The sequence below is a fragment of the Alcanivorax sp. HI0007 genome (genome assembly GCF_001635525.1).
In the GTDB taxonomy this organism is placed as follows: Bacteria; Pseudomonadota; Gammaproteobacteria; order Pseudomonadales; family Alcanivoracaceae; genus Alcanivorax.
In genome coordinates, this window is record NZ_LWEJ01000045.1 from 18,526 (window position 1) to 43,947 (window position 25,422).

At 59.2% G+C, this 25,422-nt stretch carries 30 protein-coding genes; 18 read left to right on the forward strand and 12 right to left on the reverse strand.

Annotated elements, in window-relative coordinates; genetic code table 11:
- Positions 1-186 precede the first annotated feature (186 nt).
- The 4 genes from A3714_RS02605 to A3714_RS02615 all read left to right on the forward strand — a co-directional run bounded on the left by A3714_RS02605 (position 187) and on the right by A3714_RS02615 (position 1,798).
- Positions 187-546 carry a hypothetical protein gene (locus A3714_RS02605; RefSeq protein ID WP_063526159.1) on the forward strand — a complete coding sequence of 120 codons (360 nt, stop codon included), beginning with the start codon at positions 187-189 and terminating at the stop codon, positions 544-546.
- 90 nt (positions 547-636) lie between these two features.
- The gene (locus tag A3714_RS17665) at positions 637-942 is read left to right on the forward strand and encodes a hypothetical protein (protein ID WP_156493029.1); all 306 of its coding nucleotides are present in this window, start codon (positions 637-639) and stop codon (positions 940-942) included.
- A 68-nt stretch (positions 943-1,010) separates the two neighbouring features.
- Positions 1,011-1,307 (forward strand): hypothetical protein, encoded by a 297-nt coding sequence (locus A3714_RS02610; protein WP_063510079.1) that lies wholly within the window; start codon positions 1,011-1,013, stop codon positions 1,305-1,307.
- A 65-nt stretch (positions 1,308-1,372) separates the two neighbouring features.
- On the forward strand, positions 1,373-1,798 hold the full coding sequence (locus A3714_RS02615; protein WP_063510080.1) for a hypothetical protein: 426 nt from the start codon (positions 1,373-1,375) through the stop codon (positions 1,796-1,798).
- Positions 1,799-2,103: 305 nt separating this feature from the next.
- Here A3714_RS02615 and A3714_RS18385 read toward each other — a convergent pair whose 3' ends face one another.
- From A3714_RS18385 to A3714_RS02635, 5 genes are all read right to left on the reverse strand, one after another.
- Positions 2,104-2,196, reverse strand: a complete 93-nt coding sequence (locus tag A3714_RS18385) for a YciI family protein (protein ID WP_369798892.1) — start codon at positions 2,194-2,196, stop codon at positions 2,104-2,106.
- Positions 2,157-2,669: a metal-dependent hydrolase gene (locus A3714_RS02620; RefSeq protein WP_063525824.1), complete on the reverse strand. Its 513-nt coding sequence runs from the start codon at positions 2,667-2,669 to the stop codon at positions 2,157-2,159. The genes A3714_RS18385 and A3714_RS02620 overlap by 40 nt, the downstream gene beginning before the upstream one ends.
- 82 nt (positions 2,670-2,751) lie before the next feature.
- Positions 2,752-3,312, reverse strand: a complete 561-nt coding sequence (locus tag A3714_RS02625; protein ID WP_063509031.1) for a class GN sortase — start codon at positions 3,310-3,312, stop codon at positions 2,752-2,754.
- A complete protein-coding gene (locus tag A3714_RS02630) occupies positions 3,299-5,263 on the reverse strand; it encodes a marine proteobacterial sortase target protein (RefSeq protein WP_063525825.1) in 1,965 nt (654 codons plus the stop codon). Before A3714_RS02630 ends, A3714_RS02625 begins: the two co-directional genes overlap by 14 nt.
- 184 nt (positions 5,264-5,447) lie before the next feature.
- The gene (locus A3714_RS02635; protein ID WP_063509025.1) at positions 5,448-6,116 is read right to left on the reverse strand and encodes a GntR family transcriptional regulator; all 669 of its coding nucleotides are present in this window, start codon (positions 6,114-6,116) and stop codon (positions 5,448-5,450) included.
- 152 nt (positions 6,117-6,268) lie between these two features.
- Here A3714_RS02635 and A3714_RS02640 point away from each other — a divergent pair, with 152 nt between their 5' ends.
- Positions 6,269-7,417: an alkane 1-monooxygenase gene (locus A3714_RS02640; protein WP_062814989.1), complete on the forward strand. Its 1,149-nt coding sequence runs from the start codon at positions 6,269-6,271 to the stop codon at positions 7,415-7,417.
- Positions 7,418-7,518: 101 nt separating this feature from the next.
- Here the strand turns inward: A3714_RS02640 and A3714_RS02645 are convergent, their stop codons facing one another.
- Complete coding sequence (locus tag A3714_RS02645; protein WP_156493030.1) at positions 7,519-7,770, reverse strand: hypothetical protein; 252 nt, start codon at positions 7,768-7,770, stop codon at positions 7,519-7,521.
- 285 nt (positions 7,771-8,055) lie between these two features.
- Between A3714_RS02645 and A3714_RS02650 the strand changes: the two genes are divergently transcribed.
- Positions 8,056-8,403, forward strand: a complete 348-nt coding sequence (locus A3714_RS02650; protein ID WP_063509027.1) for a helix-turn-helix domain-containing protein — start codon at positions 8,056-8,058, stop codon at positions 8,401-8,403.
- A 328-nt stretch (positions 8,404-8,731) separates the two neighbouring features.
- Here A3714_RS02650 and A3714_RS02655 read toward each other — a convergent pair whose 3' ends face one another.
- The 5 genes from A3714_RS02655 to def form a co-directional block, all read right to left on the reverse strand.
- A complete protein-coding gene (locus A3714_RS02655; RefSeq protein ID WP_063509028.1) occupies positions 8,732-10,183 on the reverse strand; it encodes a TrkH family potassium uptake protein in 1,452 nt (483 codons plus the stop codon).
- A gap of 21 nt (positions 10,184-10,204) precedes the next feature.
- Positions 10,205-11,581, reverse strand: a complete 1,377-nt coding sequence (gene trkA, locus A3714_RS02660) for a Trk system potassium transporter TrkA (RefSeq protein ID WP_062814986.1) — start codon at positions 11,579-11,581, stop codon at positions 10,205-10,207.
- Positions 11,582-11,584: 3 nt separating this feature from the next.
- A complete protein-coding gene (gene rsmB, locus A3714_RS02665) occupies positions 11,585-12,901 on the reverse strand; it encodes a 16S rRNA (cytosine(967)-C(5))-methyltransferase RsmB (protein WP_231866132.1) in 1,317 nt (438 codons plus the stop codon).
- Positions 12,879-13,847, reverse strand: a complete 969-nt coding sequence (fmt, locus tag A3714_RS02670) for a methionyl-tRNA formyltransferase (RefSeq protein WP_063508921.1) — start codon at positions 13,845-13,847, stop codon at positions 12,879-12,881. The genes rsmB and fmt overlap by 23 nt, the downstream gene beginning before the upstream one ends.
- Before the next feature lie 191 nt (positions 13,848-14,038).
- The gene (def, locus tag A3714_RS02675; protein WP_062814983.1) at positions 14,039-14,545 is read right to left on the reverse strand and encodes a peptide deformylase; all 507 of its coding nucleotides are present in this window, start codon (positions 14,543-14,545) and stop codon (positions 14,039-14,041) included.
- 145 nt (positions 14,546-14,690) lie between these two features.
- Between def and A3714_RS02680 the strand changes: the two genes are divergently transcribed.
- The 8 genes from A3714_RS02680 (at position 14,691) to A3714_RS02715 (ending at position 21,057) form a co-directional block, all read left to right on the forward strand.
- Positions 14,691-15,764: a LysM peptidoglycan-binding domain-containing protein gene (locus A3714_RS02680; protein WP_063508922.1), complete on the forward strand. Its 1,074-nt coding sequence runs from the start codon at positions 14,691-14,693 to the stop codon at positions 15,762-15,764.
- Between the two features lie 78 nt (positions 15,765-15,842).
- Positions 15,843-16,904, forward strand: coding sequence for a DNA-processing protein DprA (gene dprA, locus A3714_RS02685; protein WP_063508923.1), 1,062 nt, complete (start codon positions 15,843-15,845; stop codon positions 16,902-16,904).
- Positions 16,905-16,991: 87 nt separating this feature from the next.
- Positions 16,992-17,210, forward strand: coding sequence for a hypothetical protein (locus A3714_RS02690; protein ID WP_062814980.1), 219 nt, complete (start codon positions 16,992-16,994; stop codon positions 17,208-17,210).
- Between the two features lie 82 nt (positions 17,211-17,292).
- Complete coding sequence (locus A3714_RS02695; RefSeq protein WP_063508924.1) at positions 17,293-17,841, forward strand: L-threonylcarbamoyladenylate synthase; 549 nt, start codon at positions 17,293-17,295, stop codon at positions 17,839-17,841.
- A 26-nt stretch (positions 17,842-17,867) separates the two neighbouring features.
- Positions 17,868-18,776: an oxygen-dependent coproporphyrinogen oxidase gene (hemF, locus tag A3714_RS02700; RefSeq protein ID WP_063508925.1), complete on the forward strand. Its 909-nt coding sequence runs from the start codon at positions 17,868-17,870 to the stop codon at positions 18,774-18,776.
- Positions 18,773-19,585: a shikimate dehydrogenase gene (gene aroE, locus A3714_RS02705; RefSeq protein WP_063508926.1), complete on the forward strand. Its 813-nt coding sequence runs from the start codon at positions 18,773-18,775 to the stop codon at positions 19,583-19,585. Before hemF ends, aroE begins: the two co-directional genes overlap by 4 nt.
- A 1-nt stretch (position 19,586) precedes the next feature.
- Positions 19,587-20,036 (forward strand): ion channel, encoded by a 450-nt coding sequence (locus A3714_RS02710; RefSeq protein WP_231866056.1) that lies wholly within the window; start codon positions 19,587-19,589, stop codon positions 20,034-20,036.
- Positions 20,037-20,079: 43 nt separating this feature from the next.
- Complete coding sequence (locus A3714_RS02715) at positions 20,080-21,057, forward strand: lipid A deacylase LpxR family protein (protein WP_082844700.1); 978 nt, start codon at positions 20,080-20,082, stop codon at positions 21,055-21,057.
- A 215-nt stretch (positions 21,058-21,272) separates the two neighbouring features.
- Here A3714_RS02715 and A3714_RS02720 read toward each other — a convergent pair whose 3' ends face one another.
- Positions 21,273-21,824, reverse strand: a complete 552-nt coding sequence (locus A3714_RS02720; RefSeq protein ID WP_063508928.1) for a gamma carbonic anhydrase family protein — start codon at positions 21,822-21,824, stop codon at positions 21,273-21,275.
- Positions 21,825-21,867: 43 nt separating this feature from the next.
- On the opposite strand from A3714_RS02720, the gene A3714_RS02725 reads away from it, so the two are divergent.
- The 4 genes from A3714_RS02725 to A3714_RS02740 all read left to right on the forward strand — a co-directional run bounded on the left by A3714_RS02725 (position 21,868) and on the right by A3714_RS02740 (position 25,418).
- Entirely contained in the window at positions 21,868-22,047 is a 180-nt protein-coding gene (locus A3714_RS02725) for a hypothetical protein (protein ID WP_062814974.1), read from the forward strand.
- Positions 22,025-24,058 carry an oligopeptidase A gene (gene prlC / locus A3714_RS02730; RefSeq protein WP_063508929.1) on the forward strand — a complete coding sequence of 678 codons (2,034 nt, stop codon included), beginning with the start codon at positions 22,025-22,027 and terminating at the stop codon, positions 24,056-24,058. Before A3714_RS02725 ends, prlC begins: the two co-directional genes overlap by 23 nt.
- A 154-nt stretch (positions 24,059-24,212) precedes the next feature.
- Entirely contained in the window at positions 24,213-24,407 is a 195-nt protein-coding gene (locus A3714_RS02735) for a YheV family putative metal-binding protein (RefSeq protein WP_063508930.1), read from the forward strand.
- A gap of 471 nt (positions 24,408-24,878) precedes the next feature.
- Complete coding sequence (locus A3714_RS02740; protein ID WP_062815468.1) at positions 24,879-25,418, forward strand: fimbrial protein; 540 nt, start codon at positions 24,879-24,881, stop codon at positions 25,416-25,418.
- Positions 25,419-25,422: the final 4 nt, after the last annotated feature.

The window sequence follows — 25,422 nt, forward strand, 5'->3', positions numbered from 1 at the left end:
GGCATTCCTTGTAAACCGCAGTCCAAAGCTCATGCGATTTCATGGGGCTATCGGAGTCGTTAGCGGTGTTTGTATAGCAGTTGGGCTGGTGTATGGGCTTTCATAACAAGTGGGCAGGCAGAGAAAATTTCCGCTCCTACGTTCTCCAATTTGCCTGCTTCGCTAGGCGTTAAGCATAGGGGCGCCATGGATAATTATTTAACTTCAGGTGCAATTGTGATCGAGTTTGGTTTGCCCGCTGCCCTCATCTATGTTGCAACAAAGAAACCAAATGCGAGAAAAATAGTTGCTCCTGTGGTCGGCGCTCTTACGCCATTGTTGCTTTTTTATATTGTTGGTGGCGTAAGTCATGCTCTTCGCCAGGAAGAAGAGCCCTCAATGTTTATGGCTGTTTTTGTAATGTCTTTTTTCCCCTATTGTGTAATGGCTGTGGCAGGGGCTGCGCTAGGGATCTTCCTACCGAAAAATTTAAGGCTTAAATGGCGGTATGTGGTCGCATTCTTTTTGGGGCCTGCTGTGGGTCTTGGGTTGGTTGCGGTATCGTAGCTGTTTTGCTTAACAAGTGGCGGCAGCAGGGTCAAATTTCCGCTCCTTCGTCGCTACAATTTGTCCGCTACGCGGGGCGTAGGAGTACGAGTGAGCGTTACTATTGATCATTCTCCTTTACTGAGGCGTATAGCTCAGGCTCTCTCAGATATAGAGCGGTCAGGCTGTGTATTACACGTAAGTGTGGCTAATGAGACAGTTTGGGAGAAATCAGAAAACGGTGGTGAGGTGAAAGTGCGCTGGCTTTGCTGGAGTGTCGAGATTGACGGTGCAGAGTTAGTGTCACCAAAATTCGAGGTTCTAAGTCCCTTGGTTTCGCTGTATAGGCTCAAGAAAGAGCTGCCCAGTGTATTTCGCAACGTTGAAGTCATCGTCGACGATGATATTGAAGTTTAGTGTTCGGCTAACAATGCCATGTATGCAACAAGCGAATGATGGCAGGCGCTACGCAATAAGGATGAAAAATGAATAAAGACGAATGGATTTGGGTTGCGATCAGAATATTTGGTATCTATCTTCTGGTGCTGGCCATCATTTCGATTCCTGAAGCGATTGGTGCTATCTATGCCCACCTTAATGTTGCCGATGCAGTCAGCCAATCAGCTGAAATGGCCTCCGTCGCTGACTCATTACGTAAAGCGGTACTGTCCAAGGGGATAACGGCAATATCCCAGCTTATGCTTTTCTCCATGGCATCTTATTACCTTATCTGTCGTGGCAAACTTATCCATCGGTTGGCATCACGAGAAACTGGCCAGTAAGAAATGTGAGTCGCCACCGCCAGTGGTCAGACCAATATGCCGGCGAGTAAAGAGAATTCTCTGACATGACAAGAACAGTCCTATTCCTTCTCTCATTATCGGTGCTATCCGGTTGTACCAATGTGACAGGTGATACCCCCAGGACCATTTCTCCACAGGAAGCAGAAAATCTGACCGCTGAGCGCCTCTTCTCAGTAGCAGATACATTTTTCTCCGAAGCGGGCTATGCGTGTAGTGCTGATGCGGACGCCGGGCAGTTTCGCTGTTCCCGGGCGCTTCGGGATCTTTATATTCACCAGACAACCGCCGAGGTGAATATTTATCCGGCGGATGAAGAAGACAGGGGCCACAGGGTGATCGCGACCCGCTGGGATGAGGGGCTGATTCCCGGTGAGCTGATTGCCAATACCTATGCCAACGATGACGTTGAGGCGTTCTGTGCCTATCTCGCCAGCGAGAAACTTGGGCGTTGCAGTGACTACCAGGGCTGAAAGCCTGCCAGTCTGATCCGGAAGTGTCTGGATGGTACTGACTTGATGAGCGGTCGGGTACCGTTGGAGCTTTGCTCGCAAAGCGAAGGGGCTTGTCCATTCTTCAGGGATTCGCTTTGCGAGCAAAGCTCCAACGGAGGTGGTGCCCTCCTGCCTGGTGATTCTTCTCAGGTTTAATCAATCGTCCCCATCCTCCCAAATCGCGCAATCGCGTCACTGTCACCAAAATCTTCTTTCTCAAATATCTGCCGCACTTCAATCTGCACGATGCCTTCATTGGTGGCCGGGTTGGGAAAGTGTTTTGTTCAGGCCAGGGTTTCTTCGCGGGAGTCGGCCTGTATCAGGGTGTAGCCAGTGATCAGTTCCTTGGTTTCTGTGAAGGGGCCGTCGATGACGATGCTCTTGCCGCCCAGACAGTGATCAATAGCTCAATGAAAAACGACCAGTGCAGAACAAAGTTGAGCCACCAGGGCTGGAAGCGAGCGGGGACGGTGAACAGGGCGTAGGGTTGGTCCACGATGGGGGCCAGCCACCAGATGTCGCCTACTACGCTGTCCAGAAGAATGTGCAGCAAGCCACCTACAGAAAAAATCAGGGCAAGAAAGGGGAGCGGTTTTCTTTTCATCAGGCCCATTGCCAACCAAGAGACACACAGCAGGCCGATCCACAGGATAGGCCAGTGGCTGAGGTATTTGTGGTGGTGGGTCTGGCCGTTGTCGATTAAATAAAAGTAAAGCATGTCCAGATCCGGGGCGACGGCGCCAGCCATGGCGGTGAGGGTGACGGCTCTGGGGGAGACCGGGAGGGTGCGGATTTTTTTCAGCAGGTGGCGGGCCAAAAGGTAGCCGGCGGGGAGGTGGGCGATAAACATGCGAATTCCTTTTATCGTTCAGAGGTTTTTTCTTGAGGCCTTGTGGTTGATGAGCTCGTGGATCGCGCCGCCAGCGACGCTCCTACGGCGTAAGCGTAGCGATGACGACGTAGCGCAGGGGGCCGCCGGGGGTAAGCGCGTCGAAGGGGTAGCAAGTAATCAGGATCAGCTGCCGGTCGTTGCGGGGGATCTGTAATGGGTGCGCCTGACTGTCGACGACTTCCTGGCTGCTGACCTGGAAGCGATGCCTGGCGCCGTCGGCCCGTTGCACGGTTAGCGAATCGCCGTTTTCCAGGGTCTCCAGAAAGGCAAAGTGAGTATCCCGGTGGCCGGCCAGGGTGAGGGCCTGGTCGCTGCCGATGCCGCCGGCCAGTCGGCCGGGGCCGAACGCCAGTGCTTCGCCGCTGGTGCTTTCCAGCACATAGAGGGTTTTGCCGGCGGGGGTGGTGAGGCGTGCCACCGGCCAGGTGTCCGCCCAGGGCCAGGGGCGCTGGGGTACGCCCTGGTCCAGGGTGGTTTGCCAGGCGTGGGCAATCAGGTGCTGGGCCAGCCAGGCTTTTCCGTCCAGCCAGCTGGCCCAGCCTGCCAGTCCCAGCAGAGCCGCCAGGACCAATATCCGCAGGCGTCGTTCAAGCCGTGCCATGGGGCTGCCTCCCTTGGCGCAGCCAGAGCAGCAGGCTGGCGATCAGCATCAGGCCGGCCAGCCGCCACAACAGCGGTGCCGGTGTTGCCGTGCCGGGCCAGGCCGCAGGGTGTTGTGTGCCATGGGGAGCCTGGCTGCGAACGGTATCGGGCAGGAGTGGCTCGTGGGCCGGGCGGGACACGGTGTCTTCCACGGCAATAAAGCCGGTGTAGCGGCTGACCAGTTGATGGCGCAGGGCCACGTCGGTGATCTGTGGGGCGATGTCCGCTTCCGGGGTGCCCAGGGTGATACGGTCCATCAGGTCGGCGATCTTGCGTCGGGCCCACAGACTGCCGGTGCCTGGGTGGTTGTCGTTGGCAGGCAGCGCCACCTGTTGTTGCCAGTGCCGGTCCCGGTAGCCGCTGACGGTGATCTGGTCCGTGGGGGCTGAGAGTTTCATGGCCACTAACAGTGGCTCGCCGGCGTACAGGTCCGGCAGTTTTTGCGGCCAGTGTTCGGCGACGATGCCGTCCGGGAGCGCTACCTGCAGGTTGCGCATCAGCGGTGACTCCAACCGGCGGAACAGTGTATCCATGCCCTGCTGTACCTGATTCTGGTCGTTGATGTAGGTAAAGCTGCCACGGCCGAACTGGGCGGCGCGAGTCATGAAGTGGCTGTTGGGAGCGGAGCCAATGCCCACGGTGAACAGGCGCGCTTCACCGAGCTGTTGGTGCAGGGCCCGGAAGATACCATGCTCGTTGCCCACGGCGCCGTCGGTGATAAAGATCACCTGGCGCAGGTAGCCGTCACTGATGGGTTGGCCCAGGGTGGCGCTGAGCGCGGGCAGCATATGGGTGCCGCCGCTGGCCTGCAGGCTGTCCACGAAGTCTTGCGCTTGTTGGCGGCTGGCGTCGTTGACGGTGGCGGGTTGTTCAAACAGCAGGGTGTGCTGGCTGTCGAAATCGGTGATGTTGAAACGGTCACCGGGCTTCAGACGTTGCAGGGCCAGTTGCAGGCTGGCCTTGGCCTGGCGCATGGGGGCGCCGCCCATGGAGCCGGAGCTGTCGATGATAAACAGGGTTTCCCGGGGCAGGGTGGTCGCTTGGCCGGTTTCCGGTGGAGCCACCATCAGCAGGGCATAGTGCTCGCCGTCGATTTGCTCATAAAAACTGGTGGCCAGCGGTTCGCCGGTGTCTTCCAGTTCCCAGTTGAGCAGCAGGTCCCGGTCCATGGGTACCGGGCCGGCTTTCGGGGTGATGGTGTAGCGCCGCCCGTGGCGTTGCGAGTGGATGGCATGGCTGGGGCTACCCAGGGTGGCCAGGCGGCTGCCGGCGTCCAGATCGATGTGGACCGACGCGGTGCCGGCCTCGGCGGTGCCGCCGGGGTTCGCCACCGTATTGCGCAGCAGGGAATCCAGCGGATGGGGTGTTTCCGTGGCTGGGGTGAAGCGCGGCGTCAGGGTCAGTGGCAGGCGCAACTGAAAGCGGTGCCCGTCCACGTTCAGGGTCTGCTGGAAATGGAGTTCCACCTGCACGGTTTCGCCGGGAGCGATATTGGCCACGGCGGTGGTGAACAGGTTGGGGCGTTGCTGGCTGACCAGGCTGGCTTTCTTGCCGCTGGCGCGGGCCTCCCGGTAGGTCTGTTCCGCTGCGGCCTTCCTGTCGATGCGACCGACGATGCGCCTGTCTCCGATGGTCAGCACCATGCCGTCCACGGCGGCGTTCTCCGGCAGCGGGAACAGGTAGCGCCCCTCGCGAAATTGCTGGCTGGGGTTGTGGAAGCGCTGGGTGAGCGTGACCCGCGCCAGCGGGCCGCTGACGGTGATGTGAGCGTCAGTGTCGAGCAGGGTGGCGGCGGTGATATGTCCCCGGTCATCCGCCAGCAGCAAGGCGCCGGTGGCAGCCTCGTCTTGCCAGTCCGCCCGGGCGGTGAGTGTCAGCAGCAGTAGCGAGAAGAAAAACGTCAGTTTCATGGTGGCCTCCTTGTGATGGGGGCCAGCATGGCAAGCCAACAAGGAGGCTTTGTGGGGATTGTGTGGGGAAGTCAGTTACAAGCTTCAAGCCGCAAGCTACAAGGAAAACAAAGTGCAGTTTAACCGTTGTATGTGTGGCTCAGGGTGGAGCCTCTTGCTTGCAGCTTGCAGCTTGCAGCTGCTTCTACGCTGCATTACGGCGTTTGGCGATGGCGCGCAGTACGATCTGGTACTGGTTGTCACCGTATTCGCGAATGTCCGCCGCCGCTTCCTCGGCATTGCGGCCCACCACATTGATCAGCAAGCGCTTGAACAGCTGCAGGGACACATCGAATTCAGAGGTCTCTTCCTGCAGGGCAATAAAGGTATAGCGCTTCAGCAGGGGAATCAGGTCGATGATGTCGTCAGCCAGGTAGCGGTTGTTGGCGAAACGTTCCGTGGCCAGTTCCACAAAGCGGAATGCCAGCTGATGGGCGGCGGGTAGATCGTTGCCCTGATAGTGCTGTTCCAGCTGCGGCAGCATCTCCACCAGATCTTCGATCTGGCCCGGCATCCAGTTGCTGGCGGCCTGGGCGGCCAATCGCGACAGCAGCATGAACAGGAAGTCGTAAAGGTCGTGGACTTGCTCGTCGCTCACGTCGCAGACCCGCGCGCCCTTGCGCGGTTGCAGCTCGATCAGATGCTGTTTTTCCAGCACACGAAAGGCCTCACGAAGTGAGTTAGTGCTCACATCGAGCTGTTTGGCCAGCTCGTTTTCCGGCAATCGTGCCCCGGGGGCCAGGGTGCCGGTGATGATTTGCTCGGCCAGGTGCTGGGCAATCTGTTCGCTCAGGCTGACGGCTTTCAACGACATGACAACAGTCCTTTTCGGCTTCGGCGAGAATTATCCTCCGAGGGCATTACTATGTCACTAATTGAGTTGTTTGACAATTCAAGAAATCAGGGATAATCTGACCATCACATTGAAGACTGTTACTTTTGGCTTGAACTAGCGAGGTATGAGCCATGTTCGAGAGCATGAATGCTGACGTAATGCTAAAAATGAAAAAATACGGCTACCTGACGTTCTGGGCGCTGATGGTGCCGCTGGTGCCGTTCTCGGCCTACGTGGGTGTTGAAAGCGGTACCCAGGACTACTGGGCGTGGTTTATGTACATCTTCATCTTCGGGATTATCCCGATTCTGGATTTCCTGGTCGGCAAAGACCCGACCAATCCCGATGAGGCGGTACAAGTGCCCACCATGAGTGAAGAAATCTTCTACCGGGTGTCCGCCATTGCCATGGGTTTTGTGTGGATCGCGGTGCTGTTCTACGCAGGCCACGTCTTCATGACCAATGACTATGGTTTGCTGGGCCAGATCGGCTGGATCGTTTCCATCGGTACCGTGGGCGGCATCATCGCCATCAACCTGGGCCATGAGTTGATTCACAAGGACCCCAAGGTGGAAAACTGGATGGGCGGCCTGCTGCTGTCCACCGTGACCTATGCCGGTTTCAAGGTAGAGCACGTTCGCGGTCACCATGTGCATGTTTCCACCCCGGATGACGCGTCTTCCAGCCGTTACAACCAGTCTCTTTATGACTTTCTGCCGAAAGCGTTTGTGCGCAACTTCAAGAATGCCTGGCGTCTGGAGAAAGAATATCTGGAGCGTAAGGGCAAAAAGAATTTCAGCATTCATAACGAGCTGATCTGGTGGTACAGCATTTCTGCCCTGTTCGCGGTGACCTTCGGGCTGCTGTGGGGCTGGCAGGGTGTGGTGTTCTTCCTGGGTCAGAGCTTCTTCGCGGCCCTGGCACTGGAAATCATCAACTACATTGAGCACTACGGCCTGCACCGTCGTGTGAACGAGAAAGGTCGCTTCGAGCGGGTGACGCCGGCCCACAGCTGGAACTCCAACTACCTGCTGACCAACCTGGCCCTGTTCCAGCTGCAGCGTCACAGCGATCACCACGCCTATGCCAAGCGTCGTTACCAGGTGCTGCGTCATTACGACGAGAGTCCGCAGCTGCCGGCCGGTTACGCCACCATGTATGTACTGGCCATGATTCCGCCGCTGTGGAAGAAAGTGATGAACCCGCGGGTGGAAGCCTACTACGAAGGCGAGCTGGACCAGCTGTTCCGTGAATCCAAGCGGGTGAACAATATCGCCTGAAGGCAATGGCGCATTGCCAACGGATCACTGATAGCTGAACCCGAAAGGCCCTAGCATTCGCCGGGGCCTTTTCGGTTACGGGCAATGACTTTGGTAAGGGCCTAGTAACCCAGGGTCTTGTTGCGCAACGCCAGCCACCGCTGGTGAAGGGTTTTCAGTGGGGTAATTGTCAGAGGAACACAGAGTCGCTGTTCGTCCAGGGGGTCGAGCGCGGCAAGCTGGCGTAGCAGCGGTTGCAGGTGGCTGTCTTGCAGGTTTGGCAGGGCTATGAATAATTCGCCCTCCTGCGGTGAGGCAGGGTTGGCGGTCAACATGCGGTTATAGCAAAGCGTATTGCTGCGCCATATCAGCATGGAGACTTGCGATGAGCAGCCATAGATGAGCAGCCATAGGCGTAGACCGTAGTGTAGCGCTCAAGGTCCAGGGTGTGGAGTTCTTGCCGGGCTATGAACTGAGGTCGTGGTGGCACCTTCCGTTGGCCAAACCATTTTCCAAGCATCCTGCTTACCTTGCCTCCGCCTTGATATATCGTGTGCGTCCCTTGCTCCGTCGTGGTTACCGGATGATTTGCGTAATACGCAAAATACTAGGTGCGGATTTGCATGGTGTCAATGCCGACAGCTTTGGAAAATCCAGCCATGACAATCGGCGAGATACTCAAGCGTTACCGTCTGAAGATGGGAGAAACACTGGAAGAGGTGGCTTATCGAGCCGGTACTGATCCCAGCAATCTGTCACGGGTGGAGCGCGGCATGCAGCAGCCTTCTGTTGCGCTTCTGGAGGCGTTGGCCAAATCTCTGGACACTCGCGTGTCTGATTTATACCGGGAATATGAAGAGGCGGCATCGGCTAACCGGGTGGGCGAACCTGCCCCTGCGGGTTGGGAAACCGACATGGGGAAGTTGCAGCGTCACTTCCGTGCACTCGATGAAAAGAACCGCCAATTGCTGATCGATTTCTGCAGGCTGCTTGAGAAGAGCCAGTAGTATGACGCCGTGACACAGCGGATAGCGCAAAACAAAAGCCCCGGCATTGCCGGGGCTTTTGCGTTTCTGCAAAGCCACTGCGGGAACCGATGCTTGCATCGCGAATAGCGGTGCTTCTGTTAACCCCTTCCTGCCTCAAGCGGCGTCATTCGCTGCGCTCACCCTTCGGGCCGCACTTCGTGCGTTACTCAGCTACGCTCCATTCCTACAGCGGTAATGTAGAAAGGTTGGGTGGGCTTTTCCTGGTGGGCGCGGGCACGGCCTATCCGTTGGCAGGGCATCTGCCCGCGCAACTATTAACTATTCACTGTTAACTATTAACTGCCTTTTATTGTCGCCAGAACATGGGCGTAAACAGCACCAGCAAGGTAAAGACTTCCAGTCGCCCGGCCACCATCAGTACCGTCATCATCCACTTGGCGCTGTCGGTGATGTTGGCAAAGCCGCCACCCACCTGGCCGATACCCACGCCCAGATTGTTGAGGCTGGCCGCAACGGCGCTGACCGCGGTGGTCAGATCCATGCCTGTGAGGGTGAACAGCAAGGTGAAGATGACCGACAGGGTGATATAGACCCCCACAAAGCCCCATACGGCCTGGAGCACCCGGTCGGGTACCGAGTGGCTGCCAAAGCGCAAGGCGAACATGCCATTGGGATAGATCAGCCGGCGCAGCTCGCGGATGCTGTGGTGGAACACCAGGGCGGCACGCACTGCCTTCATGCCGCCGCCGGTGGAGCCGGCGCAGCCGCCGATGAAGCTGGTGAAGATCAGCAGATAGGGAATAAAGCCTGGCCAGGCGGCGGCGTTGGTGCTGGTCAGCCCGGTACCGGTGCTGAAAGAGGCCACCTGGAAGGCGGAATGGCGCAGGGCGTCATCGGCGGTCACATCCACTTCGAAGGCCAGCAGGCCGACAGTGATGAGCGCCGTGTAGAGCAGAAACAGACTCATGAAAAAGCGGAATTCCGGATCGCGCACATAGGCAATCAATGAGCGGCCCCGCCAGACCGCAAAATGCAGCGCAAAGTTGAGGCCGCCGATCAGAATGAACAGGGTGGCGGTCCAGTCGATCCAGGGGTTGTCCCAGTAGGCCATGGAGGCATCGTGGGTGGAGAAGCCGCCAGTGGCCACGGTGCTGAAGCTGTGGCAGATGGCATCGAAGATGGTCATGCCTGCGGCCCAATACAGCACGGCACAGGCCACGGTGATAAACAGATAGAGCAGCCACAGGGCCTTGGCAGTTTCGGCGATGCGCGGGGTGAGTTTGGCATCCTTCATGGGGCCGGGGATTTCTGCCTTGTACAGCTGCATGCCGCCCACGCCGAGCATGGGCAGAATGGCCACCGCCAGGACTACCACGCCCATGCCGCCCAGCCATTGCAGTTGCTGGCGGTAGAAAAGGATGGATTTGGGCAGAAAATCAATGCCGGACAGAATGGTGGCGCCGGTGGTGGTCAGCCCGGAAACGGATTCAAACACCGCATCGGTGAAGCCCACCGGCACGTCGTTGCTGATATACAGCGGCAAGGCCCCGATGACGCCCAGCACGGACCAGAACAGGGTGACCACCAGGAAGCCGTCGCGGGTCTGCAGCTCTTCCTTGTGCTTGAAGAAGGGCAGCCACAGGGCCAGCCCGAGGAGCAGGGTGATCACGAACGACACCAGGAAGGGGCCTTCGCTGCCTTCCTGATACCAGTAGGACACGGCGACAGGCGGCATCATGGTGAAGCTGAACACCACCAGTAACAGGCCGAGAATTTTCGAGATCAGTGCAAAATGCATGCGCTGGCGTGGCCTCGGCCGTTAGAAGAAGGTAAACCCGACCTGGAACAGTTTTTCCACGTCCCGGGTGCGGCGTTTGTCGATCAGGAACAGGATCACGTGATCGTCCGGTTCGATGACCACATCATCGTGGGCAATCAGCACCTTTTCGCCGCGCACGATGGCGCCGATGGTGGTGCCTTCCGGCAGGTCGATATCCTCGATGGCCCGGCCCACCACTTTCGAGGATTTGCTGTCCCCGTGGGCAATCGCCTCGATGGCTTCTGCCGCCCCCCGGCGCAGGGAGTACACGTTGACCACATCGCCACGGCGCACATGGCTGAGCAGGCTGCCGATGGTGGATTGCTGGGGCGAGATGGCGATGTCGATATCGTGGCCCTGGACCAGATCCACATAGGCCGGGTTGGAAATCAGCGTCATCACCTTGCGCGCCCCCAGCCGTTTGGCCAGCAGTGAGGCCATGATGTTGGCTTCGTCATCGTTGGTCAGGGCACAGAAGACATCGGTGTTCTCGATGTTGGCCTTGAGCAGTTCGTCCCGGTCCGTGGCCAGGCCCTGGAGTACCACGGTCTGGTGCAGTTTTTCACCCAGCCATTCCGCGCGGCCGGGACTGCGCTCAAGCACTTTCACGTTGTAGCGGTGCTGGATGCTCTTGGCGAGTCGGTAACCGATGTTGCCGCCGCCGGCAATCAGGACGCGCTTGTAGTTGTGCTCCAGCCGGCGCAGTTCGCTCATTACCGCACGGATATCGTTCTTGGCAGCGATGAAGAAGACCTCGTCGTCCGCTTCGATCACCGTGTTGCCTTCGGGAATGATGGGGCGGCCGCGACGGAAGATGGCGGCAACCCGGGTGTCCACATTGGGCATGTGTTTGCGCAGCTCGCGCAGCTCGTTACCTACCAGGGGGCCGCCGTAATAGGCACGGACCGCCACCAGCTGTACCCGGCCACCGGCAAAGTTGACTACCTGCAGGGCGCCGGGGTGCTCGATGAGCCGCTTGATATAGTCGGTGACCACCTGCTCGGGACTGATGATCACATCGATGGGCAGGGCGTTTTCGTTGAACAGCTTGTCGGCGCGGCTGGTGTAGTGGGCGGTGCGGATACGGGCGATTTTCGAGGGGGTGCGGAACAGGGAGTAGGCCACCTGACAGGCGATCATGTTCACCTCGTCGGAATTGGTGACCGCGATCAGCATGTCCGCGTCTTCCGCGCCGGCATCCTTGAGTACCGCCGGGTAACAGCCCATGCCGTGCACGGTGCCGATATCCAGGCGGTCGCCCAGTTCGCGCAGCCGTTCCGCATCGGTGTCGATGACGGTGATGTCGTTGCGCTCGTTGGCCAGGTTTTCGGCCAGGGTGCCGCCCACCTGGCCGGCACCGAGAATAATAATCTTCATGGACTACGCTAGCGCCCCCGATTCCTTGCGCAAACACGCCAGATAGAAACCGTCTGGCCCATGATGTTGCGGGAACAGCTGCCATCCCGCGCTCACCATTGTGGCCCCTTCCGGCCGTGACGTCACATCCCGGGCCTGTGGCTGGCGTTGCAGGAAGGCGCTGACCTGGTGGTCGTTTTCGTCCCGCAGTACCGAACAGGTGGCATACACCAGCATGCCGCCGGGTTTGAGCAGCGGCCATAGTGCATCCAGCATGCGCGCTTGTAAATCAACCAGTGCAGGAATGTCCGACGCCTTGCGGTGCCATTTTACATCCGGCTGGCGGCGCAGGATGCCGGTGGCAGAGCAGGGGGCATCCAGCAGGATGGCATCGAAGGGGGTGCCGTCCCACCAACTCTGCGGGTCGCTGGCATCGCCCTGCAGCAGAGTGATGTCAGCGTTGAGGCGGGCCAGGTTTTCCCGGATGCGCGCCAGCCGCTTGCCTTCCAGTTCCAGGGCGACCACGTCGGCATCCGGGAATTTCTCACAGAGCTGCCCGGTTTTGCCGCCGGGGGCGGCACAGGCGTCGAGAATGCGGCCGCCAGGCGGGCATTGCAGCACCTCGCCGGGCAACTGGGCGGCTTCGTCCTGGACCGACAGGGCGCCCTGTTCAAAACCGGGCAGCTGGAATACCGGCCGTGCCGGGCTCAGGTAGATGCTCCAGGGGGACAGTTCGCCGGGGCGGGCGCCGTCACCCAGGGCGGCAATGGCGCCGGCCCGCTGCTGCTGGCGGCGATTGACCCGCAGGGTGAAAGGCGGTGTTTGCAGGTTGGCCCGGGCCATGGCTTCGGCCTCGACGGGCCAGTCCTGTTGCCAGCGCCTGAACAGCCAGTCCGGCAGGCTGAGCCGGATGTTGGGGCTGGCGTCGGCGACGGCATCGTCAATCGTCAGCTTGCTGGCCTTGCGCAGAATGGCATTGCTGAGCCCGGCGGCCCAGGGGGCTTTGAGTTTGCGACACAGCTGGGGGTAGGCGTTGACGATGGCGTGGGCCGGACGGTCGCTGAACCAGAGCTCGTAAAGCCCGGCCAGCAGGGCCAGCCGCACCGGTTGGGCGCTGGCTTTGAGGGGTTTGCCCAGTTGCTGGTTGAGCCAGTGGTTGAGGGGCCGAAGGTGCCGGCAGACGCCAAAGCAGATATCGCGCATCAGGCCGCCGTCGGCGCCCTGCAGGGGAAAGTCGCGCAGCACTTCGCGCAGGCTTTCCCCGTCGCCTTTGCCGGGTAGCACCCTGTTGAGGACGCGTACCGCGGTCAGGCGCGGGTCAGACGTTGTCAATGGAGTCACCCAGCGGTTTGCCGACCTTGAACAGATCCGGGTTGCCGCGAAGCAGGTCGGCCACGGCCATGCGCCGCTTGCCGGGCAATTGCAGTTCTTCAAGAATCAGCACGCCATCGCCGGTGGCCACCTGGATGCCGCTGTCGTCCACGTTGAGGATGTGGCCGGGTTCATCGCTGTCCAGGCCGGGCTGGGGGCTTTCGCTGGCTTTCCAGATACGCATGGGTTGACCGTTCAGGGGTACCCAGCTCACCGGAAAGGGATTGAAGGCACGAATGCGGTTGTAAAGCGCGCGGGTGGGCAAGCGGAAATCCAGCCGTGCTTCCGCCTTGCTCAGTTTGTGGGCGTAGGTGACGCCGTCGTCCGGTTGCGCGGTAGCGTTGCCCAGGTAGTGCTCCAGATCGTCCAGTACGGTTACCAGCAGGCGGGCGCCCTGGGCGGCCAGGCGGTCGTGCAATTCGCCGCCGGTTTCCCTGTCGCCAATGGGGAGTGGCTCGCTGAGCAGCATGGGGCCGGTGTCCAGGCCCGCTTCCATCTGCATGATGGTATTGCCGGTTTCCGTGTCGCCTACGGTGATGGCGCGCTGGATAGGAGCGGCGCCGCGCCAGCGGGGCAACAGGGAGCCGTGCACGTTGAGGCAACCCAGGCGGGGAATGTCCAGCACCGCCTGGGGAATGATCAGGCCGTAGGCCACCACCACCAGGGCGTCCAGATTCAAATCACGCAGTTGCTGGCGGATGTCCTCGCCCTTCAGGTTTTCCGGCTGCAGCACGGGAATCTGGTGGCTTTCGGCCAGTACCTTGACCGGGCTTTGCTGGACTTTCTTGCCGCGCCCGGCGGCCCGGTCCGGCTGGGTCAGTACGGCAACCACCTGGTGGTCACTGTCGAGTACCGCCCGCAGACTGGCGGCGGCGAAATCCGGGGTGCCGGCGAAGGCAAGGCGTAAGGGTTTCAAGGTGAGCCTCGGGTGGTTGTGGTTCGGATGAGTTGAAAGTTAAAAGTTTAAAGTTGAAACGCGGCTCGAGAGCGGTGCCATGGAATCACGGGCTTTGCCCGCGCTGCGAGGTAAGAGCGCGGGCACGGCAAGCAGGTTAACCTGGCACTTGCCCGCGCTTTTCAACTTTGAACTTTCAACTTGCAACTCTCTCAAGCCTGCTGGCGGTGCAGTTTTTCCAGCTTCTTCTTGATGCGATCACGCTTCAGCCGGGATACGTAGTCCACAAACAACTTGCCGTCCAGATGATCGATCTCATGCTGGATGCAGGTGGCCAGAAGTTCGTCCGCCTCTTCCTCGAAGGCGTTGCCGTCCCGGTCCAGGGCCTTGATGCGTACCCGGGCCGGGCGCTGTACCTTCTCGTAAAAGCCGGGGACCGACAGGCAGCCCTCTTCATAAGGGGCCAGCTCATCGGTGAGCGGCGTGATCTCCGGGTTGATGAAAACCCGCGGCTGGGACTGATCTTCGGACAGGTCCATCACGATCAGCCGTTGATGTACGTTCACCTGAGTGGCCGCCAGACCGATGCCCGGGCAGGCGTACATGGTTTCGAACATGTCGTCGATGAGTTTGCGAAGCTCGTCATCTACCTTTTCTACCGGCTTTGCTACCGTGCGTAGTCGGGGGTCAGGGAATTCCAGTATTTCCAGTTTGGCCATGTACCTTCTCGGAAGTTGCGATAGCACTCGAATTTCGGTTGCTAAATATATGATCGCATTGCTAATATCCAAAAGAAACCGTGTCCGTAAAAACCGGCCCACGGCAGCTCTTGGGGATGAGTCCAATAATGATAAAAGGAATCCGATGATGATGAAATCGGTCCAGCGCGCCCTGGCCTTCGGGCTGTTAGTGTCTTTATCCGGCCTGGCGGCTGCCCAGGTCATGCTCAAAGACGGGCATCCCGGCAAATATTTCGTCAAGAACGGCGATACCCTGTGGGATATTAGCGCCCGTTTTCTGGAAGAACCCTGGCAATGGCCAGAGATCTGGCAGATCAATGAAGAAATCCGCAATCCCCACCTGATCTATCCTGGCGATGAAATTCGCCTGACCTATGTGAATGGCGAGCCACGTCTTTCCGTGAAACGGGGCGTGGAAGAAAAGACCCTGCCCAATGGTACCGTCAAACTCACGCCGAAAGTGCGTGAAATCGCCAATGATGAAGCGATTCCTGCGATCCCCGCCGGTGCCATCGCCGCCTACCTGAAGGAAGGCCTGGTGGTCAGCCGTGAGGAGATTGCCGAGGCGCCGTATATTGTCGGGGGCCGGGACCGTCGGGTGATTTTCGGTGAGGGGGATACCGTTTATGCCCGGGATGTGAAAGATGAATGGGCGGATCTGCAGCGCGGCTACGGCTTTTACCGGGTGGGTGAGCAATATGTCGATCCGGACACCAATGAAGTGCTGGGTTATGAAGCCCGTCAGATCGGTCTGGGCCGTGTGGCCGACCATGATGAAGATATGCTGACGTTGCGGGTTACCCGCTCCAGTGAAGATCTGCGCATCGATGATCGCCTTTTCTCCACCGAGGATCGCCGGGTGCGTTCCGTGCTCTATCCGTCGGCCCCGGACACCAAGATCGAAGGCAAGGTGATTCGCTTCTTTGACCGTATCAGCAGCGTGGCGCGTAACGACGTGGTGGTGGTCAACAAGGGGCTGCGCGATGGTCTGAAAGAAGGCAATGTGCTGGATGTGTTCGGTCAGGGTGAAGCCGTCCGTGATCGCCAGCGTGGCGATATGGTGCGGCTGCCCCGAGAAAGGATCGGCTCCATGGTGATTTTCCGGGTCTTTGACAAGGTCAGTTATGGCTTGATCATGGAGTCTTCTCGCCCCATCTACCTGAACGATATCGCCGAGAGTCCGGCAGGTAGCTACTGACAATCCATTTGCGGTAGCGCTCACCGCCGGGGTCCTGGCCCCCCGACAACCCGTCAAACGCACACAAGGAGGTGAGCGATGGACGGACAATACAAACGCCTGCTGTTGCAGGCGTTGTTTTCCCCGTCGTCCGCGGCCCTGGGCCGTGCACTCAAACAGCAATCCATCGATAGCACCGCGCTGGCCGATTTTCTGCCCCTGTTGCCCGCTGGCCTGAAAGCGCGTCGCAAGCTGCTGGACAATACCGGCTCCCTGGCCGTGCACTACGAGCAACTGCGTGAGCAGGGATGGCGCTGGCTGGCCCTCGGTGATGTGGACTATCCGTCACTGCTTGCCCGGATTGCCGATCCCCCCGGGGTGCTGGCGGTACGTGGCTGTGTGGAGGCGCTCAATGCGCCCGGCCTTGCCATGGTCGGTGCGCGTAATGCCTCTGCGGATGGGCTGGATAACAGTCGCCGCTTTGCCCGGGATCTGGCCGCCGGTGGCTTTGTGATTGTCAGCGGGCTGGCCCTGGGTGTGGATGCTGCGGCTCACCGCGGTGCGCTCAGTACGGGCCGCACGGTGGCGGTGCTGGGCAGCGGGCCGGATCGAATCTACCCACCCCGAAATGCGCTCCTTGCCGGGCAGATCGTGGAGACCGGTGGGGCGCTGGTCACGGAGTTTGCCCCTGGCGCACCGCCCCTGCCCGGCCAGTTTCCCCAGCGTAACCGGGTAATCAGCGGGCTCAGCCTGGGCACCATCGTGGTGGAGGCGGCCATCAAGAGTGGTTCACTGATCACTGCGCGAACGGCGCTGGCACAGGGGCGCGAAGTGTTTGCCATTCCTGGCAGTATCCATAATCCCCTGAGCAAGGGCTGTCACCAGCTGTTGCGTGACGGGGCCAGCTGGCTGGAGAGCAGAGAGGACATTTTCCACGCCTTCGGTGACTTTCGGCGCAGCGTCGAAGCCGCTGAAATCCGGGCGCCGGATCAGCCCGGGTTGCTTCAGCATCTGACCGGCGGCCTCAACTCTCTGGATTCCCTGCAAGCCCGCACGGGATTGCCGATAACCGAGCTGGCCGGGCAGCTTGCCGACCTAGAACTCGAGGGCTGGGTGGAGCGGGTGGCCGGGGGCTACCTGAAGCGCAGTGGCGCGGCCTAGTCCGGGCATGGCAGTGGATTCTCGGATTTGACCTTTTCCGGCGTGGGGCGGAGGGTGGAAGTTCAGAGTCTGTGTTCGAGGTGTGCCATGTTCGAGATCTATGTGCCCCTGTTGCGAGGACAGGGCGAGTGGCGTGCGGTGGAGGCAGTCCATGTTGACGGCAGGCGCTACCGGATTATCGGCACCATGCCGCAGGACGAGGAATGGGAGTTCCTCCCCGGCGAAGAGGTGGAGTGTGAAACCACGGAAGTGGAGGAGGGAAAAAACGCCCTCGCCGCGGTCCGTGTGACGCGGGTTCCCCTGTAAACCCGGATGCCATTGCGGCTGCGACTTGAGCCGGCCTGTGATGCAAGGTATTTTCCCGTCTTTCTCTCAGGGCGAGCTCGTCATGTATCAGCATCTGCATAGCGCGGCACAGATTATTCAGGCCGGGGGGGTGGTGGCTTATCCCACCGAGTCGGTTTACGGTCTCGGCTGTGATCCCTTTAATGAATCTGCGGTCATGCATCTGCTGGCGATCAAGGAGCGTCCGGTAAGCAAAGGCCTGATTCTGATCGGTGCGGATCTGTCCCAGCTGGCCCCTTACCTGCGGCTGACAGACAGTGAGCATGAGCAGCTGGCCGGGCAATGGCCGGCGCCGCGCACCTATCTGGTCGAGGCCGGGGAGAACGTCCCCGCCTGGGTACGCGGTGCCTTCAGCAAGGTGGCGGTGCGGGTACCGGATCATCCCCTGGCCCGTGACCTGTGTCGGGCGGTTGGCCATCCGATCATCTCCACCAGTGCCAATATCAGTGGCCGCCCGGCGGCCCGCAATCAGTTCCAGGTGGCCCGTCAGCTTGGCGAACGCCTGGATTTTATTGTCAGTGGTGCCTGTGACCGCGCCGCCAAACCCTCTACCATCATTGATCTGGAAAGTGGCCGCATCTTGCGGGCTTAAGCCACGTATTCAAACCGGGAGACGGCATGTCAGAGGTATCACTGCAGGCGGTGAAAGACTACCTGCTGGGCCTTCAGGATCGCATTTGCGAGGAACTGGCCGAGGAAGATGGCAGCGCCACTTTCCGTGAAGAGAGCTGGGATCGGGAGCAGGGAGGCGGTGGCCGCAGTCGGGTGCTGGAAAACGGTGCCGTGATCGAAAAAGGCGGCGTGAACTTCTCCCATGTGTTCGGCAGCCAGTTGCCGCCTTCCGCCACCGCCGCACGGCCGGAGCTGGCGGGCCGCAGTTTTCAGGCCATGGGGGTGTCGCTGGTCATCCATCCGAAGAACCCCTATGTACCCACCAGCCATGCCAATGTCCGTTTCTTTGTTGCCGAGAAAGACGGCGAAGCGCCGGTGTGGTGGTTCGGTGGTGGCTTTGATCTTACCCCTTTTTATGGCTTCGAAGAGGATGTGGTGCATTGGCACCAGACTGCCAAAACGGCCTGTGATCCTTTCGGTGAAGGCCTCTATGCGGAGTTCAAGCGCTGGTGTGATGATTATTTCTATATCAAGCATCGCGACGAGCCCCGCGGGGTGGGAGGACTGTTTTTCGACGACCTGAATCGTTTTGATTTCGAGACCAGCTTTGCGCTGATGCGCAGCGTCGGTGACGCCTACATTCCGGCCTATCGCCCTATCGTGGCGCGGCGAAAAGACCATGAATACGGTGATCGGGAGCGTCAGTTCCAGCTCTATCGCCGCGGTCGCTATGTGGAATTCAATCTGGTCTATGATCGCGGCACCCTCTTCGGTCTGCAGTCCGGTGGGCGCACCGAATCCATCCTCATGTCGCTGCCTCCACTGGTACGTTGGGACTATGACTGGCACCCGCAGCCGGACAGTGCGGAGAGCGAGCTTTACCGGAAATTTCTGATCCATCGGGAGTGGTTATGACGGCCTTGTATTGTGTGTTCGGCAATCCGGTGGCCCATTCCCGGTCGCCGGATATTCATCATGCGTTTGCCGCCCAGCGTGATGAGGATCTGCGCTATGAAAAACGCGAAGCGCCGCTGCAAGACTTTGCCGGGGCGGTGAAAGCCTTTCGTAACGAGGGGGGGCTTGGCGCCAATGTGACCGTGCCTTTCAAGGAGCAGGCCTTCGATCTCTGTGACGCGGTCACCGAGCGCGCCGGCCTGGCGGGGGCAGTGAATACCCTGTGGTGGGATGGCGAGCAGCTCCATGGCGATAACACCGATGGGGCCGGCATGGTCAAGGATATCCGCGACAATCTGGGCTGGGGCATCCATGGAAAGCGGGTGCTGGTGCTGGGTGCGGGGGGTGCGGTGCGCGGCGTGATGGGTCCCCTGCTGGCGGAAGCGCCGACGCTGGTGCGCATTGCCAACCGCACGGAAGAGAAGGCGGCGATCCTGGCCCGCGGTTTTATGGATGGAAAGAATCCCCCGGTGCTGGGTAGCGGACTGGATACCCTCACCGGTCAGTTCGATCTGGTCATCAATGCCATTTCTGCCGGCCTCCATGGTGACATGCCGGCGCTTCCCGAGGGATTGCTGGCGGATGATGCCGTGGCCTATGACATGGTGTACGGCAGCGAGCCGACACCCTTTATGGTCTGGGCACAACAACAGGGCGCCGCCGCCACCGCCGATGGCCTGGGCATGTTGGTGGAGCAGGCTGCCGAGGCCTTCGAAATCTGGCGAGGCTGGCGTCCGGACAGTGCGCCGGTGATTGCCGGGCTGCGCTAGCATGATGGCGGACAGTGCGGTGATGAGTGAGGTGGTGTTCGCGTCCATGGTCAGCCTGGCCATGGTGCTGACCACCGTAACATTACACTACTGGACCCTGGCGGGATTGTCCGCACTGCTCAAACGCTGGCCGGATTTCCGTGGCGAAATCCTGTTGGTGGTAATGGTTATGTTCGTTGCCCACATGGTTGAGGTAACGCTTTATGCCTGGGTCTATCTGATTCTGGACCAGGGCGATACCGCCATGAACCTGGCCGGTGCGGTTGATGGCAGCTTTCTGGATCATCTGTATTTTTCCACCGCTTGCTATACCTCCCTGGGTCTTGGCGACCTGTATCCGCTGGGCACGTTGCGTTTGATTGCCGGGGTCGAGGCGTTGAACGGACTGATATTGATCACCTGGTCTGCATCCTTTGCATTTCTGGTCATGCAGCGACGGTGGCGTTTCTGATTTTTTATGCGGGGCAATGCCGTTTCCCGTGAGAGGTATGACTATGTCCCTGCGCCTTCTGTTGATCGTTTCTTGTCTGTTACCTCTGGTTGCCAAGGCGTCCACCTTCGGTTTTTCCTGGGATAACGATCTGTTTGTGGGCTCCGACGGGCAGTACACCAATGGGGTGCGCATCAGCTGGGTTGGCGATGCGCATGAATATTGCGATCGCAACGGGAGTTTCACTTGCGGCCTGGCGTCGCTGCTGGACCCGCTGCCCGGCATCAGTGTGATTGATGAAAAACATGCGCTGACCCTGAGCCTGGAGCAGATCATGATCACGCCATCGGATATCAGTCGAGAAATGCCCGACTTCAATGATCTGCCCTATGTGGGTTACAGCAATCTGGAGCTGGGCTTGTTCAGTTGGAATGGCAACAGCCTGTTCGGCTATGGCGTGCGGGTCGGCATTGTGGGTCCGGATTCCGGCGCTGAGCAATCACAGAAGGTGGTGCACAAGATAACCGGTTCCGAGGAGCCCCTGGGCTGGGACAATCAGCTCGGTCATGATGCGATTGGTGGCGCCTATTTTCTTCATGCTCATCGGCTTTTCAGGTATACACAAGGTTGGCTGGACAGTGAGTTGGGCTATGCCTGGGGGGTGGATGCCAATAATTTTAACGGCACGGCCAGGGCCGGTGGATTCTGGCGGATTGGCCAGAATCTGCCGCGCAACTTTATCCCCGATTACGCGGGAATAGGCACTGCGGGTTCCCTGGTGGGCTTGTTCGATGGGGAAGGGTTTGGCTGGGAAATCTTTTTTGCCAGCTTTGGGGAGTACATCGGTTACTCCTACCTGGAAGAAAACAGCGGCCCCTATGACGTGGAGTCCCGGGACGGCATTGTCGGGCTGGTGATCGGTGGCGGCATCAGTCTGGACAATTTTTCCTTCACCCTGACCTTGCAGGGATCGTCATCACCGATTCGTCAAAGCGACGATATTCTGAGTTTTGGGAATATGTCGTTTATGTGGAAGATTTAGCTACAAGCTACACTCGTTGGATAGGCAAAGGTTGGGAAGTTCCCAAGACTTCGTCATTTCTACGAAGCCGCTGTAGGAGCACCTCTTGAGGTGCGAACCTTGCGAAGCAAGGACATCGAACGCAGGGCGATCAGGGCTATTAGAGCTCGACAGGTTTGCTAATAAAGAAATACGAAGCCTGAATAAGCACCGGAATCGCGCCGCGAGCGACGCTCCTACAGCACGGTGCTGTCGCTTGACGCCGCCAGATACCGATCCTTCAACCGCACATAATTCCCGGCCACGTAGGGCAGAAATTCTTTTTCCTCCTGGCTAAGCGCACGTACCTGGCGGGCCGGTTGGCCGCGGTAGAGGTAACCGCTTTCCAGCCGCTTGCCCGGACCCACCAGCGACCCGGCGGCGACGATCACGTCGTCTTCCACCACCGCACCGTCCATGATGATCGCCTGCATGCCCACCATCACCCGATTACCCAGAGTGCAGCCATGCAGCATGGCCTGGTGAGCGAGAGTCACATCGTCACCAATTTTCAGGGCGAAACCGCCCGGATTGAAGCGGGAGTCGTGGGTAATATGCAGCACCGCGTTGTCCTGAATGCTGACCCGGGCGCCAATGCGGATGGCGTGCATATCGCCGCGAATCACGGCCCGCGGCCACACGGAGCAATCATCACCCAGCACCACATCACCGATCACGGTGGCATCCGGGTCCACAAATGCCCGTTTCCCCAATTGCGGGGCCTTGTCTTCAAAGCGGCGAATCCCCATCACTGTTAAACTCGATAGCCGAATGTGGTCGTCAGGGAGGCCCATGAAACAGCCGCCCACCCGTATACTGATTGCCATACTGATCTTGCTTGGCGTTTTCCTGCTGAGCAAGTGGCTGATTTTCCAGACGCTGCTGCAGCCGGATGAGAGCACTCGCCAGCCTCTGCCAGCGGCGCCAACCGACGCAGGACAAGACACCGATGAGCAACAACCCGCTGATTGACTACCCGGAACTGCCGCCGTTTTCAAAAATCCAGCCGGAGCATGTGCTGCCCGCTGTGGAGCAACTGGTGGCGGATGGCCGCGCGCGCATCCAGCAGGTGCTGGCGGAGGGTAACTTCGATTATGCCCATCTGGTGCAGGCCCTGGATGAGGAAGACGACCGCCTGGGTAAGGCCTTCGGTCCCGCCGGGCATCTCAATGCGGTGGCCCAGAATGAAGCCCTGCGTAATGCCTACAACAGCTGCCTGCCGCTGCTCAGCGAGTATGGCACCGAGGTGGGCCAGAACGCGCAGCTGTGTGCCGCCTACCAGACCCTGCGAGACAGTGATGAATGGAGCTCGCTCAGCGAAGCCCAGCAGAAAGACATTGATAATACCCTGCGCGATTTCCGCCTTTCCGGGGTGGATCTGCCGGACGACAAGAAAGCGCAGTACATGGCCAACTCCAAACGACTCTCCGAACTGACCAGCCAATTTTCCGATAACACGCTGGATGCCACCCAGGCGTGGACCAAGCTCGTGACGGATGAAGCGGAACTTGAGGGCTTGCCGGACAGCGCCAAGGCCGGGGCCGCCGACAGGGCCAAGGCGGCGGACAAGGAAGGCTGGTTGCTGACGCTGGATGCGCCGGTGTTCATCGCCGTGATGAGCCACTGCAAGAATGCGGAACTGCGCAAGGAAATGTATGTGGCCTGGACCACCAAGGCGTCCGATCAGGGTCCCCACGCCGGGCAGTTCGATAACGCGGCCATCATGGATGAGATTCTCAAGCTGCGCCACGAGCAGGCTCAATTGCTGGGCTTTGCCAACTTTGGCGAAGAATCCCTGGCCACCAAGATGGCTCGGGATGTGAACGAGGTGATCCGGTTTCTTGAAGATCTGGCCAGGCGGGCCAAGCCCCAGGCGGAGCGGGAGCTGGCGGAACTAAGGGCTTTTGCGGCAGAGCAGGGTGCCGACCAGCTGGAACCCTGGGACATCGGTTTCTGGAGCGAGCGCCTGCGCGAAGCGCGTTACAGCATTTCCGAAGAAGAGCTCCGTCCCTGGTTCCCGGCGGACACCGTGATCAATGGCATGTTTGCGGTGGTCGGGAAACTGTTCGGTATCCAGTTCCGTCAACGTGATGACGTGGACACCTGGCACGAGGACGTGCGCTTCTATGAGCTGGTAGATGACGATGGCAGTGTCCGAGCTGCGTTCTATCTGGACATGTATGCGCGTACCGGCAAGCGTGGTGGTGCCTGGATGGACGATGCCCGTATTCGCCGCCGCCGTGCCGACGGCAGCCTGCAAACCCCGGTGGCCTACCTGACCTGTAACTTCGCCCCGCCCGCTGGCGGCAAACCCGGGCTGCTCACCCACGATGAAGTGGTGACCCTGTTCCACGAGTTCGGTCACGGTCTCCATCACATGCTTACCGAGCAGGATGTGTCCGGGATCTCCGGCATCAACGGGGTGGCCTGGGATGCCGTGGAGCTGCCCAGCCAGTTCCTGGAAAACTGGTGCTGGACCGAGGAAGGTATTGCCCTGATTTCCGGGCATTACGAAACCGGTGAGCCGTTACCCAAAGAAAAGCTGGAAAAAATGCTGGCCGCCAAAAACTTCCAGGGTGCCATGCAGATGGTGCGGCAGCTTGAGTTCTCCCTGTTCGACATGCGCATTCACGCGGAATATCAGCAAGGAATGGATATTTATCAGGTCCTGAAGGAGGTGCGTGAGCAGGTGGCCGTGATACAACCGCCCGCCTTCAACCGTTTCCCCAACAGCTTCGGACATATTTTTGCCGGCGGCTATGCGGCGGGGTACTACAGCTATAAATGGGCCGAAGTGCTTTCTGCGGATGCCTATTCCCGCTTCGAGGAAGAGGGCGAGTTCAACGAAGACACAGGCCGGGCCTTCCGCAGCGAAATTCTCGCCAAGGGGGGCAGCCGCGAACCCATGGAGCTGTTCAAGGCCTTCCGCGGCCGCGAGCCCAGCGTGGAGCCGCTGCTGCGCCATTGCGGTATCAACGGCTGATTTTTACCACAGAGAGCACAGAATCTCTCAAGAGAGTCTTTTGTGCCGGTGCTGTTAAGTAGCGAGTGACCAGTAGCGAGTTTCGAAAGGAAAACCCCGCGTCGCCGGGTTTTCGAAACTCGTTACTCGCAACTCGAGACTCAAAGGGTTTTCTATGAAACGCCAATTTATCGCCGGCGCCACCTGCCCGGAGTGTGGGCAGATGGACAAGATCCAGCGTGTCCTCGACGGCGACAAGCAATGGATGGAATGCGTCGCCTGCGGGGCGACAAAGGATCTGGATGCCAAGCCTCCAGAGACGACCGATGCCCTGGCGCAACCGGTCACTTTGCAGCCGCCAAAAAAATAGTTTGGCGGGCAAAAACCACCACCGGCAAGCCTGTGATTGTCGTCAGTAAAATGGCATAGGGATGTTTGGCCCCTTCCCGGGCCACTGCCCCGCCTTTCCATTCCTGCCCTTCATTTTGCCGATATCCCTCTCTTTTTCCTTTCCTGGCGGGCCATGATTACATGAGCGAGATGGGGTTGCGTGTCTGCGTCAGACGCCCTTGAAAAATGAACGGAATTCATAAAAAAGGGTATTTTAGTGAAAACGGCGTAGTCGCTATGAAAAAAACTACGCACTAGGCGTGAATATCTTGGCCCCAAGGTGATTATTCGTTATTAGAATGTGTAAAAAAGTAATCTTTCGTATCCGATTTTACATTTAAAATATCTTGCCGCGTGCTAAGTTTCCTCCCGCTGTCTGTTATGTGACCTGTTTCACTGAACAAATGGCGAATTCGGTAATGACCCTCCAAAGAGGGAACTTTTCATGCGCATGAACAAGCTTATTCTGGCGTCTGCCATCGCGGCATTGTCTGCTCCGGCCCTGGCGGTCGACGGAACCATTACATTCAACGGCCTGGTAACCGACCAGACCTGTGAAATCACCACCCCTGCCGGCAAAGACTTCACCGTCACTCTGCCGACCGTGTCTGCCACCACGCTGAATGCGGCCGCGCAAACCGCAGGCCGTACGCCTTTCTCCATCAACCTGTCCAACTGCAGCAGCGATGGCAAGGTCGCGACCTACTTCGAGCCGGGCCCCACCGTTGATTTCGACACGGGCCGTCTGGTTAACCAGGCTAACGCTGCCGATGCCGCCACTAACGTTCAGATCCAGTTGCTGGGCGAAAACAGCCTGTTCATTCCTGTTCAAGCCGCCGGTGCCGGTGGTGCGCAGGACAACTCCCAGTGGGTTGACGTGACCGCAGGGGGTGCCGCTGACCTGAACTACTACGCCGAGTACTACGCTACCGGTGCAGCTACTGCCGGTACGGTCAATAGCTCCATCCAGTACACCATCATCTACCAATGATGAC